The organism is Ruegeria sp. BG8 (assembly GCF_056538325.1).
The window spans coordinates 116,983-134,959 of sequence record NZ_JBQFSZ010000005.1 but is presented as its reverse complement, the minus strand read 5'-3'; the positions used below and the strand labels follow the sequence as shown (position 1 = coordinate 134,959).

General features: G+C 55.1%; 12 protein-coding genes. 8 read left to right on the top strand and 4 right to left on the bottom strand.

Features of this window, described 5'->3' with window-relative positions:
* Position 1 precedes the first annotated feature (1 nt).
* The 8 genes from ACR0DG_RS12035 (at position 2) to ACR0DG_RS12000 (ending at position 9,029) form a co-directional block, all read left to right on the top strand.
* Complete coding sequence (locus tag ACR0DG_RS12035) at positions 2–1,012, top strand: zinc-binding alcohol dehydrogenase family protein (RefSeq protein WP_480697034.1); 1,011 nt, start codon at positions 2–4, stop codon at positions 1,010–1,012.
* A gap of 19 nt (positions 1,013–1,031) precedes the next feature.
* Positions 1,032–2,645 (top strand): GMC family oxidoreductase, encoded by a 1,614-nt coding sequence (locus ACR0DG_RS12030; protein ID WP_480697036.1) that lies wholly within the window; start codon positions 1,032–1,034, stop codon positions 2,643–2,645.
* A gap of 3 nt (positions 2,646–2,648) precedes the next feature.
* Positions 2,649–2,933 (top strand): putative quinol monooxygenase, encoded by a 285-nt coding sequence (locus ACR0DG_RS12025; protein ID WP_480697038.1) that lies wholly within the window; start codon positions 2,649–2,651, stop codon positions 2,931–2,933.
* 357 nt (positions 2,934–3,290) lie between these two features.
* Positions 3,291–4,307 (top strand): sugar ABC transporter substrate-binding protein, encoded by a 1,017-nt coding sequence (locus ACR0DG_RS12020; RefSeq protein ID WP_480697040.1) that lies wholly within the window; start codon positions 3,291–3,293, stop codon positions 4,305–4,307.
* A gap of 210 nt (positions 4,308–4,517) precedes the next feature.
* Positions 4,518–6,026, top strand: coding sequence for a sugar ABC transporter ATP-binding protein (locus ACR0DG_RS12015; protein ID WP_480697042.1), 1,509 nt, complete (start codon positions 4,518–4,520; stop codon positions 6,024–6,026).
* Complete coding sequence (locus tag ACR0DG_RS12010) at positions 6,023–7,051, top strand: ABC transporter permease (protein ID WP_480697044.1); 1,029 nt, start codon at positions 6,023–6,025, stop codon at positions 7,049–7,051. Before ACR0DG_RS12015 ends, ACR0DG_RS12010 begins: the two co-directional genes overlap by 4 nt.
* The gene (locus tag ACR0DG_RS12005) at positions 7,051–8,073 is read left to right on the top strand and encodes an ABC transporter permease (protein ID WP_480697046.1); all 1,023 of its coding nucleotides are present in this window, start codon (positions 7,051–7,053) and stop codon (positions 8,071–8,073) included. Before ACR0DG_RS12010 ends, ACR0DG_RS12005 begins: the two co-directional genes overlap by 1 nt.
* Positions 8,070–9,029, top strand: a complete 960-nt coding sequence (locus ACR0DG_RS12000) for a sugar-binding transcriptional regulator (RefSeq protein WP_480697048.1) — start codon at positions 8,070–8,072, stop codon at positions 9,027–9,029. Before ACR0DG_RS12005 ends, ACR0DG_RS12000 begins: the two co-directional genes overlap by 4 nt.
* 42 nt (positions 9,030–9,071) lie before the next feature.
* Here ACR0DG_RS12000 and ACR0DG_RS11995 read toward each other — a convergent pair whose 3' ends face one another.
* The 4 genes from ACR0DG_RS11995 to ACR0DG_RS11980 form a co-directional block, all read right to left on the bottom strand.
* Positions 9,072–9,962, bottom strand: coding sequence for a LysR family transcriptional regulator (locus tag ACR0DG_RS11995; RefSeq protein WP_480697050.1), 891 nt, complete (start codon positions 9,960–9,962; stop codon positions 9,072–9,074).
* 145 nt (positions 9,963–10,107) lie between these two features.
* The gene (locus ACR0DG_RS11990) at positions 10,108–11,406 is read right to left on the bottom strand and encodes an HlyD family type I secretion periplasmic adaptor subunit (RefSeq protein WP_480697052.1); all 1,299 of its coding nucleotides are present in this window, start codon (positions 11,404–11,406) and stop codon (positions 10,108–10,110) included.
* The gene (locus ACR0DG_RS11985) at positions 11,399–13,150 is read right to left on the bottom strand and encodes a type I secretion system permease/ATPase (protein WP_480697054.1); all 1,752 of its coding nucleotides are present in this window, start codon (positions 13,148–13,150) and stop codon (positions 11,399–11,401) included. The genes ACR0DG_RS11990 and ACR0DG_RS11985 overlap by 8 nt, the downstream gene beginning before the upstream one ends.
* Before the next feature lie 70 nt (positions 13,151–13,220).
* Positions 13,221–17,918, bottom strand: coding sequence for a CHRD domain-containing protein (locus ACR0DG_RS11980; RefSeq protein WP_480697056.1), 4,698 nt, complete (start codon positions 17,916–17,918; stop codon positions 13,221–13,223).
* Positions 17,919–17,977: the final 59 nt, after the last annotated feature.

Below are 17,977 nucleotides of genomic sequence, written 5' to 3'. Positions count from 1 at the left end.
TATGAAGGCTGTCGGTTTCCTGAAATCGCTTCCGATTACTGCTGCGGAAAGCCTGCTTGATGTCGAGCTACCGGATCCGACGCCGAGGGCGGCTGACTTGTTGGTCGAGATTGAAGCCATCTCGGTCAACCCAGCCGACGCCAAGCAACGCATGCGAACCGCCGTTGATCAGGATCACTCCGATCCATACATACTGGGCTATGATGCTGTCGGACTCGTGCGTGACATGGGGGCTGAAGTTGCGGGTTTCAAACCGGGTGACAGGGTGTGGTACGCAGGTGATGCGAGCCGCCCCGGATCCTATGCCGAGTTGCAGGCCGTAGATCACCGGATCGTATCGTGCGCGCCAAAAACAGTACCCCCCGCGGCGGCAGCTTCGTTGCCTCTGGTTTCTTTGACCGCGTGGGAGATGCTGTTTGACCGTCTGCAAGTGGCTGACGCGGATGCACCAGCCAGCCTTTTGGTTATCGGAGGCGCTGGAGGCGTTGGATCGATAACGCTGCAATTGGCGCGTAAACTCACCGGATTGAACCTGATCGCTACTGCATCACGCCCGGAAACGGTGGCGTGGTGTCAACAAATGGGCGCACATCGGGTGGTCAATCACCGTGAACTGGTTGCAGAGACGCGGGCGCAGGGTTTCGAATACGTCGAGTTCATCGCTCAATACGCCGACACAGCGCTGCATTGGGACGCAATGGTTGAGTTGATTGCACCACAAGGGCGCATCGGTACCATTGTCGAAACGTCCGAGCGGCTGGACATTTCCGCGCTTCAGGGGAAATCGGCGGCCCTTATGTGGGAGCTGATGTTTACGCGCCCCTTGTTTCAAACCCGAGACATGGCGCGACAGGGTCAGATACTGGACCGTGTGGCACGACTGGTGGATGATGGAATTGTTCGGACGACCGAGCAAAAAATACTGCGTGGACTTTCCGCTGACACTTTAAAGCAAGCCCATGCAATCATCGAAACGGGTAAAATGATCGGTAAGCTGGTCGTTGAATACTAGATTGAAAGAACAAGACCCCATGACAGACGCGCAAAAATTTGACGGAGACTACGATTACATCATCGTCGGTGCGGGCACTGCGGGGTGTGTATTGGCCAATCGGCTGAGCGAGAACCCGAAAAACCGGGTTCTGTTGCTCGAGGCCGGAGGGTCTGACAATTACCACTGGGTGCATATCCCGGTTGGGTATCTCTACTGTATCGGTAACCCTCGCACCGACTGGATGATGAAGACTGCATCAGAGCCAGGGCTGAATGGTCGTTCTCTTGTGTATCCTCGGGGAAAGGTCTTGGGTGGCTGCACTTCGGTCAATGGCATGATCTACATGCGTGGTCAGGCGGCCGACTATGACCATTGGCGGCAACTGGGCAATACCGGGTGGGGTTGGGATGATGTATTGCCGTACTTCCTGAAATCCGAAGACCACCATGCAGGAAAGTCCGATCTTCACGGGCATGGCGGCGAATGGAAGGTTTCCAAGCAAAGACTAGAATGGGACATTTTGAAAGCCGTCCAAGAAGGCGCGAAAGAATTCGGGATAATGCCCCGATCCGATTTCAATGACGGAAGCAATGAAGGCACCGGTTTTTTCGAAGTGAACCAGCGCAACGGTGTCCGGTGGAATACGGCCAAAGGCTTTTTGCGTCCTGCAATGAAGCGCAAAAACCTTCGGGTTCTGACGCATGCTGAGACTGAAACTCTTTTGTTCGACGGCAAGCAGGTCACAGGCGTGCGCTTTTCGCAAAAGGGCACCCAATACGACGCGCACGCGAGCGCCGAAGTTATTCTGGCGGCTGGCGCAATAAACTCGCCCAAGATTCTGGAACTGTCAGGTGTAGGCCGTGGGGATGTTTTGACAGAAAATGGGATCGACGTTCGGCACGAAATGAAAGGCGTGGGTGAGAATCTGCAAGACCATCTACAAATCCGTACTGTGTTCAAAGTCAAGAATGCCAAAACGCTGAACACGATGGCGAACTCAATGGTAGGCAAGGCCAAGATTGCGTTGCAATACGGGCTCACGCAATCGGGTCCGATGTCCATGGCTCCCAGTCAGTTTGGCATGTTTACCAAGTCCAACCCTGATCTTGAAACACCTGATCTCGAATATCATGTTCAGCCACTTTCTACGGATAAGTTGGGTGATCCGCTGCACCCGTTCCCGGCGATCACGGTTTCCGTGTGTAACTTGCGTCCCGAAAGCATTGGGACGTGCCACATACAAACTGCCGACAAGGCGCAACAACCGGATATCCGGTTGAATTATTTGTCTACCGAAAATGACAAACGGGTTGCGGTCTCGTCAGTTCGGCAGGCGCGTCAGATCATGACCGCGAATGCATTGAAACCTTATGAACCCGAAGAAATCCTGCCGGGCCCGGTGATGAGTTCAGACGAAGACCTGGTGAAGGGCGTCGGCGATATCGCGACAACGATTTTTCATCCCGTCGGGACGTGCAAGATGGGTTCCGATGCTGCTGCGGTCGTTGGCACAGATTTAAAAGTTCATGGTTTGTCGGGCCTTCGGATCGTGGACGCATCGGTTATGCCGAAAATCGTATCCGGGAACACGGCGTCTCCGGTCGTGATGATCGCAGAAAAAGCGGCGGATATGATCCGCCACGGGCAATAATCAATGAGTGAAGTCGTCATAATAGCTCGTATTGTTGCAGATGCTGAAGATGCCGAACCTGTCCGGTTGGCGATCGAAGAACTGGCGGCAGCCAGCCGCCAAGAAGCCGGAAACATCATCTATGATGTGTTTATTTCCGCTGCAGAAAAACCCGAATTCCTGTGCCATGAAGTTTGGTCGGACAGTGCTGCTATTGAGGCCCATAAACACATGCCGCACATGTCGCGTTTTAAGGAACAGGTCACGCAGAGCACCAGAATCACCGTAGAGAAATTAGCAAAACTCTAACAATTTGAGATTCGCGATTTCCGCTGGATACGGTGCGCAAGGGACTACCAGAGAGCCGTCTTGCTGCCTTGGATTAACGTGATAACGCAGGATATATGTTGGTTAGTTTTGAGGGCATATATAAATCAATAAAAACAAATAATTATGTGATTTTAGCTTCTCAGCCGCACTCGAATTTTTTTAAGCAAAAAGTGGTCAAAAAAGTTGACGGCGAAGGTCTGATTGATAATAATAACAACTACTGCAATAAATTTCAGTTTTGATCCTAGAGGGGGTCAGATGCTGGGATTGCGGCCCGGACAGAATCTGACCGGATCAGCCGCACTCTGGAGGAAACGAAAAGGGAAAGAGAGAAAAATGCAGCGGAGGAATTTACTAAAGGCAAGCCTGTTGGCGACCACTCTGACAGTTGTGGGCGGTGCAGCGGCTTTTGCCGAAGACGGCAAGCGGATCGCGTTCTTTGTGTCCGACTTGTCGAACGTGTTTCACCAATCTCAGGCGGCTGAGGCTGAACGTTACGCCAAGGAAAAATACGGTGCTGAAGTGGTGGTGTTTGATGGTCAGGCGGATTCTGCTGTCATGACGCAGAATGTCGACCAAATCTCGGCAGGTGGCTTCGACGCCGCTACGCTGCACATCTGGGATGCCGAGGCTGCGACGCCGGGTGTCGAAGATGCGTTAGCAGACGACATCGTAATGACATCGTTCTTCAGCCCAATTACCGACACCGGTATTCCAACGGCACGCAGCGACGAGGCTGCCGTTTCGTTCGAGATGGGCGCGCAAATGGCGAAGGCGTGGAAAGACGCGCATCCTGACAAGCCGATCGTGATGGTACAGCTGGGATGGCCGAACCACACCGAAGTAAACTCTGGCCGGACTGCGCCGTTTGCCGAAGGTGTTCTATCAGTTGATCCAGACGCAGAAAACCTGGGCGCGCTGGATTCCAGCAAAGGTCAGGAAGCGGCAAAGCAGATCATCGTTGATTTGCTGACGCAGCGGCCTGAGGTGAACCTGATCTATTCCGAAGCGTCCAACCTGACTGTCGGAACTATGGCAGGCTTGGCGCAGCTGGGACGTGGTAAATTCGACAACGGTAAACCGCTTACTGAAATCGTGGCCAGCGTCGACTTTGACTCGGTCGAGTTCGAGCAGGTTTACGATCCGAATTCCAGCCTCAAGGTTTCGATGGGATTGCCACCGGTGGAAACTGCGCAAGGCCGGATTGATCTGATCATGGACGTGCTGGATGGCAAAGTTGAACGGACGTCGGACACAGCGGAGGAGTTCTTTTACAAGGCTTATACCGTGTCCTACTGGACGATGCCCAAGGATGAAGCCGAGCAGTGGCTGAAAGATCAGTTCGGCGGCTGATGCCCGCGCTGAATAGGTCCTAGATGCGGGTTAGGTGGCTGTGCCTGCCCTGACCCGCAGACCACATTCGCAACAAACTACAATGCCGAAGCTTCTGGTTCGCTGGGCGCTTCGGTGTTGGTGGAACTACAATCAAACTCGAGTAAGCTCTGTCTGAGGCTGCTGCATTCGCGCGGCTAGATGGGGTTTGTTTAAAACAAGGGGATGATCGTGCAGACCGCTTTTTCCGAAAAAGCACTGTCCGTCAGAGAATTGACAAAGGACTATCCCGGTGTGCGCGCTGTGGATACCGTATCTTTCGACATAGATCGGAATACAGTTCATTGTCTCGTGGGTGAAAACGGGGCAGGGAAGTCGACCATCGTCAAGATGTTGACTGGAGCGCTAAAACCTACCAGCGGTTCAATGGCTATTCTTGGCCAGAAATACGACCCCTCAACGACGCAGGACGCGCGCAAAAGCGGTGTCGGCACATTGTTCCAAGAATTGCATGTCGTAGACCAACTGACGGTCCTGGAAAACCTGACTTTGGGAATGGAAGCCAGCCGGTTTGGCTTTCTTGTTAAATCCGATCTCGAAGATCGTGTCGTCAAAACCCTGGCGGCGATTGAGCCAACTATCGACCCAAAGGCGCGCGTCTCTTCGCTGAGTGTCGCGCAGAAGCAAATCGTCGAGATCGCCCGCGCCGCATCGTCCGGTGCCAGTATCATCATAATGGACGAACCCACCGCAGCCCTTTCAGAACGTGAGGTCGAGCGTTTGTTCGGCGTGATCCGTCGGCTCAGAAACGCGGACGTGACGGTCATCTATATCTCGCACAAGCTGGATGAGATCTTCGAATTGGGTGACAACGTCACCGTTCTTCGGGATGGCAAACACATCGCAACGAAACCTCTGACCGAGGTTCAGGGACGCCCTGAACTGATCGAGATGATGGTCGGGCGTGCAATCACGCATGATTATGAACCGCGCGGTGAAAGGTCCGACAAAACAGTTCTTAAAGTCAAAGGGCTGAACAATCACCTGCTGAAAGATGTCTCCTTTGACGTGCATGAAGGTGAGATTGTTGGCTTCTACGGGCTGGTTGGCGCAGGCAAAACCGAAATCGCACGCGCGATCTACGGAGCCGACAAGGCCGAAGGGCAAGTTGAGTTCAAGAACCGAGAACGCCCTGTGTCGCCCAAAGATGCCATCGCCGCAGGGATCGCCTTAGTCCCCGAAGAGCGCCGTACCCAAGGGCTTTTCACCGAGCTGACGATCCGACGTAACATTCCAATCATGAATATCGGAAAACTTGCCCGTTTTGGCATTTTTCAGGATGAGCGCGAAAAGGCTGTTGCGCGGGAATACGTTGGGAAACTGGGTATTGCGACAAACTCGATCGAAAAATACACTGAAAAACTATCTGGCGGTAACCAGCAGAAAGTCGTTCTGTCGAAATGCCTTTTCGCAGACGCCGATATGCTTCTGCTGGACGAACCCACACGAGGCGTTGATGTGGGTGCAAAGTCCGAGATTTACGATCTGATCCGTGATCTTGCCAACAGCGGCAAAGCGATCTGTGTCTTCTCATCTGAATTGGAGGAAGTGCTGGGCATCTGCGACCGGGTATTCCTGATGTATGACGGGCGTATTGAGGCCGAGATTCAAAACGGCGGCGACGTAGACATTCCACATATCCTGAATGTCGTAACAGGCGGGGGCGGTGAAACACCATGACAGACCAGGCTATCGCAGGTCGCAGATTGGCCGAGCGCGACAACAGGCTAAGCGATGAGATGTTCATCACCTCTTTGGTGGCAGGGGCAGCGGTCGCCCTATTCATGCTGGCGTCAATCTTCGTCCCTAATTTTTTCCAGTTCCAGAATGTCGTGAACCTTGTGACCAACAACTGGGCCGTGATCTCGCTGGGGGTTGGCGTGACCTTCCTGCTTGTTTCGGGGAATTTCGATCTGTCGGTCGGTGGCATTGTCGCGCTTTCGGGTGTTTTGGCAGTGTGGTTTGCCCAATCTACTGACGGGGCCAATGCGTTGTCGTCCGGTTGGGGTATGCCGACGTGGCTGGCGATGGTGTGCGCGCTGCTGGGCGCGCTGGTGATCGGTGCGATTAACGCGGTCTTTGTTGTGGTTCTGCGCGTGCCCTCAATCATCGTGACCTTGGGTACGATGATGTTGGCGCGTGGGATTGCGCAGGTGATCACTCAAGGCTCTCAACGCAATACGAATTTGCCTGCGGATTTCGGCGTTTTGGGCAACATGTCCATGTTCGGAACCTCGATCAAGTTGCCGGTAGTGTTGATGGGGCTCTTGATCCTTGTGGCCGTCATTGTGGAACGAAAAACTGTATTCGGGCGACTTACCTATCTGATTGGCGCAAATCCCGTGGCCTCGCGATTGTCGGGGGTCGATAATGCACGTCATCTGGTGAAACTCTACCTGTTCAGCGCTTTGGTTGCAGGTGCGGTTGGTGTTCTCTTGGCGTCAGAGTTCAAATCGGGCTTCTCCAACCGCGGCACGTTGATGGAGTTCGATGCGCTTGTCATTTCGCTGCTGGGGGGCGTCGCTATCGCAGGCGGGTTTGGCTCGGTCATCGGTATGTTCTTTGGTGCCATCGTACTGGCAACTGTGACCTCGGCTGCAACAGGTCTGGTGTTGTCGCCTGACTGGCAATTCACCCTAAAAGCGATCGCGGTCTTTGTCGCGATCATGGCCCAGACCTGGGCCCTTTCCCGGAGGCACGCATAATGGCCGATCTGACTCAGCAACGCGACTTTGGTGATCGCCTGAAGGGGTTTTTGAAGGACTATTATATCTATCTGGTTCTGATCCTGGTGGTGGTGGTTCTCAGTACAGCGAACTTGGACAAGTTCCCGTTGTTCGAACGGGGCAACTTTCTAAGTGAACGCAACATCATCAATATCTTGCGTATTTCTGCACCGATCCTGACCTTGGCGGGTGCCTTCACGCTATTGATGATCTCAGGGTACATTGACCTTTCCGTTGGCAGTGCAATGAGCCTAAGCGCGGTGGTCTACGCCTTGCTTGCGATCAACGGCGTGCCTTTCCTGCCCGCCTTTCTGGCGACCGTTCTGGTGGGTGTATTGCTGGGTGCGATCAACGGTTTTCTGGTGATACGGTTAAAGATCACACCTGTTATTGCCACCTTGATTACACTGAGCTTGTACAAAGGCATCGCGCTGCTACTGGTTGAGGATGGCGTATCCGCCATCAAATCCGGCGGTGGGTTAAAGATGCCCGGTTGGTTCAATGACTACGGGCGTGATGGGGTTCTGTTCGGTCTTCCTTGGGCTTTTTGGGTCGCCATTCTGGTCACCATCGCCATGATTATCGCACAGGACCGAATGAAGTTGGGCAAATACGCGGCCGCGACAGGTGGTAACCCAACAGCGGCGAAACTATCGGGCATCAATACGGCGCGCACGGTAATTATCCTTTACGTTCTGGTGGGTGTATGTGCGGCCCTGGCTGGGATTGCCCGGTCGAGCTTTATGTCCTTGGGGGACCCTCTTTCAGGCGACGGCATGGAATTAACCGCTATACTTGTGGTTCTGTTGGGTGGTACAGCCTTCAGCGGCGGCGAGGGGCGTGTTCTGAAATCCTTTATCGGGGCACTGATCATCATGTCTCTGACCGTTGGAATGTTGACACTCGTGCCCGCCTATTTCCAAACTCTGGTCGTTGGCGCCGCACTGTTGCTGGCGGCAGCATCGAACCACTTGGTAAGCAGAAAGGACAGCGAGAGTTGAACGCAAGCGGACCAGATCCTGATACCCTGCGCCTGATTGCCCGTGTCCTGACCTTGCATTTTCAGGAGGGTTTGCTGCAGGCCGAGATTGCGAAAAGCCTGAAACTTTCGACCGCGAAAGTGAACCGCCTGATCAAACAGGGCCGCGAAATGGGTATGGTCGAATTTCGTATTCACAGCCCATTTCAGCGACTGTTCGATCAAGAAAACAAGCTGAAAGATCGATGGCCGAATGCAGAATTTCTGGTTGTGGATACGGTTACCGAAAACGCCGGAACTGTGCTTGATCTTGTCGGCAAAGCTGCTGCCAGACACTTGCAGAACATTCTGGACGATAACGATGTTCTCGCAATATCCGGTGGAAAGGCGCTGAGCGCGGTGGCAAATCACCTTCGCCCCAGTGGCACGGCTAAAAACATCGTCATTCCACTGACTGGTGGGGTTCAGGGTCAGCATTATACGGACGTTAACCATATCGCGACGCGCATCGCGGACGGGCTTGGTGGCTCTGCCACGCTTATTCACACACCCTTGCACGCCGACAGCAAAGAAGAGCGCGATATGTTGTTATCGATCCGCGCCGTACGCGATGTCTTGGAACAGGCGCGCAATGCTGATGTCTCTATCCTGGGTCTTGGGGCCGTGTCGGGAGAAGACGCAACCTATTACAAGGCCCATCCGTTGTCTGAAGAAACCAGGGCGCAATTGCGCGACGAAGGCGTCCGGGCAGAAGTATTGGGGCATCTTGTGGATTGCGCGGGTGAACTGTGTGACAACACGCTGAATTCCAAACTGGTCAGTCTGCCGCTTACCGAAGCCAAACAGATCCCAACGCGGATAGGAGTGGCGACCGGAGAAGAAAAAGTCGATCCGATTTTAGCGGCACTAAACGGCGATCACATCAATACCCTCGTAGTCGACGAAACGACTGCACGGTCTGTCTTGCAGGCGCGCTAGGTAACCCATTGCAATTCGCGGCACCAAACCAAAACCGCACGATTAAACTGTGCCGCGAATAATCTTGTGTTGGTTGTCGATGGCGATGTCAAAAACCCGCACGATGCTGTGCGTATCGCTGGGTTGATCGTCGGCGCAGATTCTGTTGAGGAAAAATCTGCCGAGGTCACCGAACTGCTTGTCCAAGAAGACAAGGTTGCGGTCCTTTAGTGCATGCGCAACGAATATGTCTCCGATGCAACCAATTCCAACGCCTGCGGAAACTGCGCTGACATACGTTCTGATGCACTCGGTTTGAAACACAGGTTTGGTTTCAAATTCCAAGCTTTCCAAGTAGGGCCTGTCCAGGCCGGGGGCGCACTCCTCTCCGGTGAATTCGACAATTGGAACGGCATCGTTTTTCAGGTGCTCATCCAGAACGAAGTCTTTGCTGGCAAGCCAGCGCACCGTGAAGGGCCAACTGCGTTTGGCAGACTGCGACGACATGTTCTTACTGACAACATAAGCGGTATCGTAAGCATGCTTTAGCAGCGCGTCTTCTAATACATCCGAGCTTTGCGTCGTTATCGAGAAATCCGGGAATGTGATTTCAGTGCTGGTGTTAAAGATTTCATAGACATGCAGAAAAGCTTCGATGAATGAAGTCAGCGCAATACGCACCGGTCTTTCGTGGTCAAGTGTAGAAATCGCTTGAATCTGATCGAGTTTTTTCGAGATGCAGATGCAATGCTCCAGCAATTCTTCTGCTTCGGGTGTGTTGCCCAGTTTGGGATTGCCGCCAACAAAAAGCTGGAAGCCCAACAGCTTTTCGAGTGTTCGCATTCTGTTGCTGATCGCGGGTTGGGACCGCCCCAAAAGCGTGGCCGTTTGCGAATACGACTTTGTATCGCACAGTGTTTGGAAAGACTCCAAAAGCTCCAGTGAAATACGCATTTCAGTTCTTCCCGGGTAATAGTTAAAAAATTGCCGCGCCGGTTAGAAAAACCTTGGAACACAAGTTTAACTTGCCGACGCGGCACACAGTGAAAGCTGGCCTTTAGGGTCTCAGGCTTGGCCAACTTGGTAGGATCGTTTGCCTTTACTCATCTCGGAATGTTTTTGTCATCGCGTCGCGAATTGGGCGGGTCAGATAGGATGCCACCAGGCGTTCGCCCGTTGAGACAAGAATTTCGACCGGCATTCCTGGTACCAGTTCTTTGTCTTCAATTCGCGTGAATTCCGCCGACGAGACCTCTACCTCGGCGCTGTAGTAAATAGCGCCGGTAACAGGATCCGAGATTGTGTCGGCCGAGACCCATTTGACCAAACCATCCAACTCAGGCGTTTGGTTATAGTTGAATGCGGTCAACCTGACCCGCGCGTTCTGGCCCGGGGCAACGCGATCAATCTCTGTCACCGGAATGTTTGCCATCAGAACGGGCTGTTCTGCGACCGGTACGATATCCATCACAGCTTGACCCGGTGCGATGACACCACCCTTGGTATGGAACGCGAGGTTCAAGACCCGGCCATCCAACGGCGCGATGATCTGACTGCGGGCAACCCGGTCGCTGATCGTGGTCTGACGTTCCAGCGCTTCGCGCAATTGTTGCGAAACGACGGAAAGTTCGGTCGATACATCCTCGCGCCAGGTTGCGGCACCACTGACAAGCGCGCTTTCGACTTCGGCAATTTGCGCCATCACGCTGTCGATCTGCGCTTTGTTGCTGGATAGTCCAGCTTCAAGGTCAAGGGCTGTGCGCCGGACCTGCAACAGACGCGTTACGTTGGCCAACCCCTTTTCGTGCAGCCCTGCGACGGTTTCCAATTCTTCCTGGGTAAGCTCTTTGTTGGCCTCCTGGGATTTGATTTGGCTGCGCAGTCCGGCCACTTGCGCCAGAAATGCGTCTTTCTGCGTTTCCAACTGCACGGCATTGGCGCTTTTTGCCAGTGCCCGGCTTTCGAACAGTTGAGCTTCGGCCGCAAAGATAGTTCGGGCACTCTCTGTGTTCGAAAATTTCACGTCCATGAGGGTGAAATCATCATCGGCCAACTCTGCACGCAACCGGGCCTCACGTACGGAAAGCGTCTCGATCTGCGTGGTCAATGCGTTCAGTTCTGCCTGATCACGGGTTGTATCAAGGCTGACCAGAACCTGACCTTGTTGGACGGCGTCATCTTCTGACACATGGATTTCATGAATGATGCCGCCTTCCAAATGTTGAATGGTCTGGCGATCCGTTTCCAATGCCACCATGCCGGGCGCTACGATCGCGCCGTCAATTCGGGTGGTCATCGACCAGTAGGCCAACCCCCCAACTGTCAGACCCATAACGGCGACGGCGAAAAGAACCCATCTTCCAAAGCGATCCGTTGGTTGTGTTACAGCATCACGCATTTGAGCCATCCTCTTGTTTTTCTGCCGCATTAGCGGTGTTTTCACCAGATTTCTTCGCGCGGTTTTCGGAATAGGTCCGCAGGATCTCATCCCGTGGGCCAAAGGCCGAGACCATTCCCTTGTCCATCACAAGAACCTTATCCGCCTGATTGAGCGCTCCAAGGCGATGAGCGATGATGACGACCGTTTTGCCTTCTTCTTTGAGGCGGTCGATCGTGATGCTCAAGGCAGCGGTCCCAGCGGCATCCAGATTTGAGTTGGGCTCGTCCAGAACGATCAGGGAAGGATTGCGGTACAACACACGGGCCAGACCGATCCGTTGACGTTCACCACCGGACAATGCGCTTCCGGCTTCGCCTAGTGGTGTGTCATAGGCGTTTGGCAACTGCAGTATCAGGTCATGAGCATTTGCAGCCTGCGCGGCGGACAGAACGTCTTCGTCAGTTGCATCCGCCTGAAACCGTGCGATATTTTCGCGAACGGTGCCGTCAAACAGCTCGACACTTTGCGGCATGTAGCCAACCGAGTCCCGAAGTTGAGCGGCGTTCCAGTAGGCCATATCGGCTTTGTCCAGGCGAACGCTACCACGGGCAGGATCCAACGCACCGATGATAACGCGGGCCAGAGTAGATTTCCCCGATCCGCTGGGCCCGATCACCGCAAGCACCTCACCAGCTGTGAGAGAGAGTGAGACGTTTCGCAGTGCCATTTTCGCGCCATCCGGTGTGGTGGCAAACACGTTTTTCAGCTCCAGATCGCCACGTGGATGCGGCAACTGAACAGAGCTTTTCTTGGGTGGGTATTCCGACAGCAATGTATTCAACCGTTCGCGTGCGGCGCTTGCGACCACATACTGTCGCCAACTGCCGATGGCCTGCTCTGCCGGCGCAAGCGCGCGTCCAACCAGAACAGAGGCGGCGATGATTGAGCCTGCGCTCAGGTCGCCTGAGATGGCCAGATACGCGCCCAAGCCAAGAACTGCGGATTGCAGCATCAACCGAACAGTGCGCGAGATGGATGAAAGCGTCGCAGCCATATCGCTGATATCGCTCTGTTTGACCTGCGCTTTGCCATTCAGCTTGTGCCAGTACTGGTACAGATCATCCCGCATCCGCATGGCGTGGGTGACTTCGTGATTGCGCGCAACGTCGTTCAGGACACGGGCGCTTCGGGTTTGATATTGGTTGGCCCGCGCAACACCGCGTTGCGTCAGGGCGTTGTTCAATATCGCGATTGCGACAAGGAATACGACGCCCGCTAAGCCCGCATAGCCCAACCACGGGTGCAGAAGGTAAGCAAAACCAAGATAGATTGGCGTCCAGGGAGCATCAAAAATAACGGCAAGGGTCGAGCCGCCGATAAATTCCCGTAAGGTGCCCAGATCACCAATCGCGTCACGCCCTTTGGTGCCGCCTTCCTTGACCGAACGTTCGATCTGAGCGTCGAACACGCGTTTTTCCAGCAGGTTGCTAATCCGGTTTCCGATACGCACAAGGATGCGGGACCGGACCAGAGACAACAGGCCAAATACCAGATACAGGCCCAGCATCAGAACGCTGAGACCAAAAAGGGTCTGATAGCTTTGACTGGGCAGCGCGCGGTCATAGACCAAAATCATGAACAGAGGGCCGGTCAGCATCGTCAGGTTGATAACCATACTCACGGCACCAATTGCGAAAAGACCCGGGCGCGCTGTACGGTAAGCGTTTTGAAGCTCGGTTCGTGTGTTGGGACTATGGGACATGGTGACCCTCTTTCGTGACTGAAATTTCAGAAGAAACGGCGGCGACCCAAGGGCCGCCGCCGCATTTCACTTAGACAAGAACGTTGTCTTCGTTCAGGTCGTCCACCTGGATGCCCAGCAGCGTGATGCTGCCTTCTGCGCCCAGATCGATAACAACGTCGTCACCATCCTGCGAAATGGCACCAGCCAGATCTTCGAAGGTATCAAAGTCGAAATCGGTCGAGCTCAGGTCCAGAGTGTCGCCATTGGCGAACGCCTCGAAGTCAGCGATGACGTCGTCACCAAGACCTGCCTCAAAGACGAAGGTGTCAGCACCGCGATTGCCTTCAAGACGGTCGTTGCCTGTACCACCATTGATGATGTCATCACCAATACCGCCGCAGACAATGTCATCGCCAGCACCGCCGAAGAGGATGTCGTTGCCGCGACCGCCTTCCAGCGTATCGTTGCCGTCACCACCTTCGAGGACGTCGTCGCCACGGCCACCGGTCAAGATGTCTTCACCTTCACCACCAACCAGAACGTCTTCGCCGTTACCGCCGTCCAGCACATCGTCTCCGAGGCCGCCCGTCAGGTCATCGTCGCCGTTGCTTCCGGCAAGCTGATCGTTTCCGGCTTCGCCGTCCAGATCATCATCGCCGTTGCCACCGTCCACGATGTCATTTCCGGCACCGGCCAGAACGATATCGTCGCCGTTACCTGCTTCGATGTTGTCGTCACCGACGCCACCTTGCAGATCATCGTCGCCATTGGTCGGATCGACGTTTACGACAACCTCTTCCTCGGCAAAGATAAAGTTCTCAGCCACAAGCTCATCCGGGGCAACCCCTTCGAGAGTGATCTGATCACCATCACCCAGGTCGATTACGGTGTTCTCGCCGTCGGCCACAATCAACAGATCCGAAAGCTGAGTGATTCCGAAATCGGACACATCCAGGAAGTCGCCGTCTTCGACGCTTACTGAGAAGTCAGCCACAACGTCGAAACCGGTACCGCGACGGAAGGCGAACGTGTCGCGGCCCGACCCACCGATCAGGGTGTCGTTGTCGGCACCACCATCCAGGAAGTCGTCACCACGGCCACCGTCAACGATGTCTTCACCTGCACCGCCGAACAGTTCGTCATTACCACCTTCGGCAATGTCGATCACAATGCGCAGAAGCTGCTCATTGCCACCGTTGCGGGTAAAGTCACCTTCGATCGGGTCAACAATCGTACCGGCAGCGGTTTCGCCACCCAGAATGTTGACAGGTTCGCCGTCCGGGTTGCCTTCCGAGCCGTTGAAGCCCGGGTGCAGACCCACAACACCGTTTTCCACGGTACCCTGGTCACGTGCGGTCTGGTTGAGGAAGGCAGCGCCTTCTTCATTGTTGACCTCGGTGCCAGCGTCCAGAACATCGTTGCCAAAGCGTTCGATGATAAGCGGGCCAATAAAGTTGCCCTCTTCGTCAAAGATCGGATCTGCCAACGCATCATCTGGAACGGCCAGGAACGCGTCGTTCGATGGGATGATCATGGTTGCCCAGGTAAAGAAGCCCTGACCGACCTGATCGGTGTTGACGTTCAGCGTAAAGCTGGCCGTTTCACCGGGATCGATGACACCCGGCGCACCGATGCCGCCCAGAATGGTCGCATCCACACCGTTGTCACCAACCTGCTGGTTGAACTCGGCTGCGATACCTTCGACGCTGCCGTCTTCGGCCAGACGTTCCAGACCCAGGCTGGCTTCTTCGCCTGCGGTGAACAGGTCAAAGTTGGCACCATCATGGAAACCGAACCAGACAGGTGTCAGGAAGGTTCCGCCTTCACCCAGCGTGTTGGTCACCGATACGGTGATGGCTTCGCCGTCGCCAACTGCGTCACCGCGGATAACGTCGTTACCTGCGCCACCGTTGATGATGTCGTCGCCTGCCGCCCCGGCCAGAAGGTTGTCGCCTTCGTCGCCGATCAGGACGTCGTCATTGACGGACCCGGTCAGGTTTTCGATGCTGATCAGCTGATCCTGAACGGCGTTTCCGTTTGGCGCTGCGTAGTCTGCAGTACCTGCCGACAGATCCGCGGTCACACCCGAACCGATGTCGCTGAAGTCAGCCGTGTCGATACCTTCACCACCGTCGGTGATGTCGTTACCGCCACCGCCACGCAGGACGTCGTTGCCTTCGCCACCTTCCAGAATGTCGTTGCCACCACGGCCGACCAGCAGGTCGTTACCGTCGTTGCCGGTCAGTGTGTTGGCGTTGTTGTCGCCGAACAACTGATCGTCATTGGCCGAACCGTCGAGGTTTTCGAACCCGTCGAAATTCTCGAAGATCGTGACGTTCTCGTTGGGAGCATAAGACGCGCTGCCTGTTGCGAGGTCCGCAATCACCTCAGCACCGATACCCTGGAAGCTGTTGGTGTCGATACCTTCGCCACCGCTCAGATCATCCAGACCACCGCCACCAGCGATAAAGTCGTCACCTGCACCACCGTCGATCGCGTTCGGAGCTGCGCCGGTTGCGATGATCGAGTCGTCATTGGACGTGCCGATGATGTTCTCGATACCGGTGAACTCTTCCTCGATCAGCGGGCCGTTACCGCCACCGCCGTTATATACGGCTGTGCCTGTGCTATTCGCCGCCAGCGTGACAGCGACACCTGCAATGGTGGGATCTTCTGCACCAAGGTTGATGTTGGAAAAGTCGTTGGTGTCGATGCCTTCACCACCGTCGATGATGTCGGTGCCAGCGCCGCCTTGCAGGACGTCGTCACCTTCGCCGCCGGTCAGAGTATCGCTGCCCAATCCACCGATTAGGATGTCATCTCCAGCACCGCCGTCGATGATATCATCGCCTGCGCCACCGTCGATTACATTCGGTGCTTCTCCGGACGCGATGATCGAGTCGTCGTTTGACGAGCCTGTGATGTTCTCGATACCGGTGAACTCTTCCTGGATCAGCGGGCCGTTGCCGCCACCGCCGTTATATTCGGCCGTGCCTGTGCCATTCGCCGCCAAGGTGATAGCCACGCCTGCAATGGTAGGATCTTCTGCACCAAGGTTAATGTTGGAAAAGTCATTGGTGTCGATGCCTTCACCACCGTCGATGATGTCGGTGCCGCCGCCGCCGATCAGGGTGTCATCCCCTGCACCGCCGTTCAGGACATCATCACCGCCCAGGCCGCTTAGAACATCGTCGCCGTCCAGACCGTCCAGCACGTTGCTAATCCCGTCGCCAATCAGAATGTCACCATCGTTCGAGCCGATGACGTTTTCGATGCTGATCAGAGTGTCGGTTTCTGTAACCGGAACCGTCACTTCTTCGACGTTCAGAACACCCGACGGGTTTTCTGCGACCGCTTCGGCACTTGCCAGCTCGCCACCGGCGTCAACCAACGAGTCGCGCACAACCGGACCGTTGATCCCGGCGGGTGCGTTATGCAGGTGGATGGCCGAAACTGCGCCTGGGATTGGCGTCAGCAGGTCGGATACGGCCAGACCGGTCACCGACAGTTCGGACGAATAGGTCGCCACACCGTCAACAACAGTGACGGTCACAGTTGCCAGCCCGGTTGCTTCCGAGTCGGAAATCGGGTCAGGTTCCTGCGCTGCATCCAACCGGGCGGTCAGAGTCAGGGTGCCGTTGAGCAGGTCTTCGTCCAGATTGTTTTGGGTAACCTCAAGCTGCCCCCGGATTTCGCCCGCCGGGAAATCGACAGTGTGGATGTTGTAGTACAGGTTGCCGGCCAGAGCTTCGTCAACCAGGCTATCCGTCGGATCACCAAAGTTCGCGAAGGATGCTTCCTCGATCGAAATCGAGAAACCGGTTTCGCGCGTTGCTTCGCCTGCACCCAGATCAACCTGGACAGGAACGTCGATGTCATTGAAGGCTGCGGTGTCGCTACCTTCGCCGCCGTCCAGTACGTCATCGCCCAGACCACCGGTCAGAACGTTGTCGTTCGCGTCTCCGGTCAGAATGTCATCATCATCCGAACCAACGATGTTTTCGATGTTGATCAAAGTGTCGGTTTCCAACACCGCAAGGGTGACATCTTCGACGGCCAGAACACCTGACGGGTTCTCCGAAACCTGGTCTGCGGTTGCCAACTCGGCCCCGGCATCGACCAGAGTGTCCCGCACGACCGGACCATTGATACCTTCAGGAGCGTTGTGCAGGTGGATAGCTGAAAGGTCACCCGGCGCTGGCGTCAACAGGTCGGACACGGCTAGGCCGGTCACTGACAATTCGGACGAATAGGTTGCTACGCCGTCAACGACGGTTACGGTCACCGTGGCAGTTCCGGTCGCCAGTGAATCAGACAGCGGTCCGGGTTCTTGAGCCGCGTCCAGTGTCGCCGACAGAACCAACATACCGTTTTCCGGCATTCCGCTCAGGGTGTTTTCTTCGACTACTAGCTGACCGCGGATCTCGCCGCTTGGGAAATCGGCCGTGTGGATGTTGTAGTACAGATTGCCGGCCAGAGCTTCGTCAATCAAGCTATCCCCGGAATCACCGAAATTCACGAACGGCTCGTTTTCGACCGTAACCGAGAAGCCGGTCTCGCGTGTCGCGGTTCCTTCAAGAAGATCGACTTCGACGGGTACGTCGATGTCGTTGAAGACGGCGGTGTCGATGTCGTCACCGCCATCCAGAATGTCATTGCCCAAACCGCCGGTTAGGATGTCATCACCGGCGTTGCCGTTGATTTCATCGTCACCCGCGGTTCCGACTAGATTGTTGGCGTTGTCGTCGCCATCAATTATTTGGCCCACTATTTCTTCGGGATTCATCGTAAACTCCAAGCTGTTAGGCAAGCACTGTTGTGCTCACCGACCGTTAACTGCGCTTG

Excerpts from the sequence above, each read along its gene's own strand:
- ACR0DG_RS11985 (WP_480697054.1), bottom strand. The coding sequence starts at position 13,150 with ATGTCCCATAGTCCCAACACACGAACCGAGCTTCAAAACGCTTACCGT.
- ACR0DG_RS12035 (WP_480697034.1), top strand. The coding sequence starts at position 2 with ATGAAGGCTGTCGGTTTCCTGAAATCGCTTCCGATTACTGCTGCGGAA.
- ACR0DG_RS12030 (WP_480697036.1), top strand. The coding sequence starts at position 1,032 with ATGACAGACGCGCAAAAATTTGACGGAGACTACGATTACATCATCGTC.
- ACR0DG_RS11980 (WP_480697056.1), bottom strand. The coding sequence starts at position 17,918 with ATGAATCCCGAAGAAATAGTGGGCCAAATAATTGATGGCGACGACAAC.
- ACR0DG_RS12025 (WP_480697038.1), top strand. The coding sequence starts at position 2,649 with ATGAGTGAAGTCGTCATAATAGCTCGTATTGTTGCAGATGCTGAAGAT.
- ACR0DG_RS12010 (WP_480697044.1), top strand. The coding sequence starts at position 6,023 with ATGACAGACCAGGCTATCGCAGGTCGCAGATTGGCCGAGCGCGACAAC.
- ACR0DG_RS12005 (WP_480697046.1), top strand. The coding sequence starts at position 7,051 with ATGGCCGATCTGACTCAGCAACGCGACTTTGGTGATCGCCTGAAGGGG.
- ACR0DG_RS12020 (WP_480697040.1), top strand. The coding sequence starts at position 3,291 with ATGCAGCGGAGGAATTTACTAAAGGCAAGCCTGTTGGCGACCACTCTG.
- ACR0DG_RS11990 (WP_480697052.1), bottom strand. The coding sequence starts at position 11,406 with ATGCGTGATGCTGTAACACAACCAACGGATCGCTTTGGAAGATGGGTT.
- ACR0DG_RS11995 (WP_480697050.1), bottom strand. The coding sequence starts at position 9,962 with ATGCGTATTTCACTGGAGCTTTTGGAGTCTTTCCAAACACTGTGCGAT.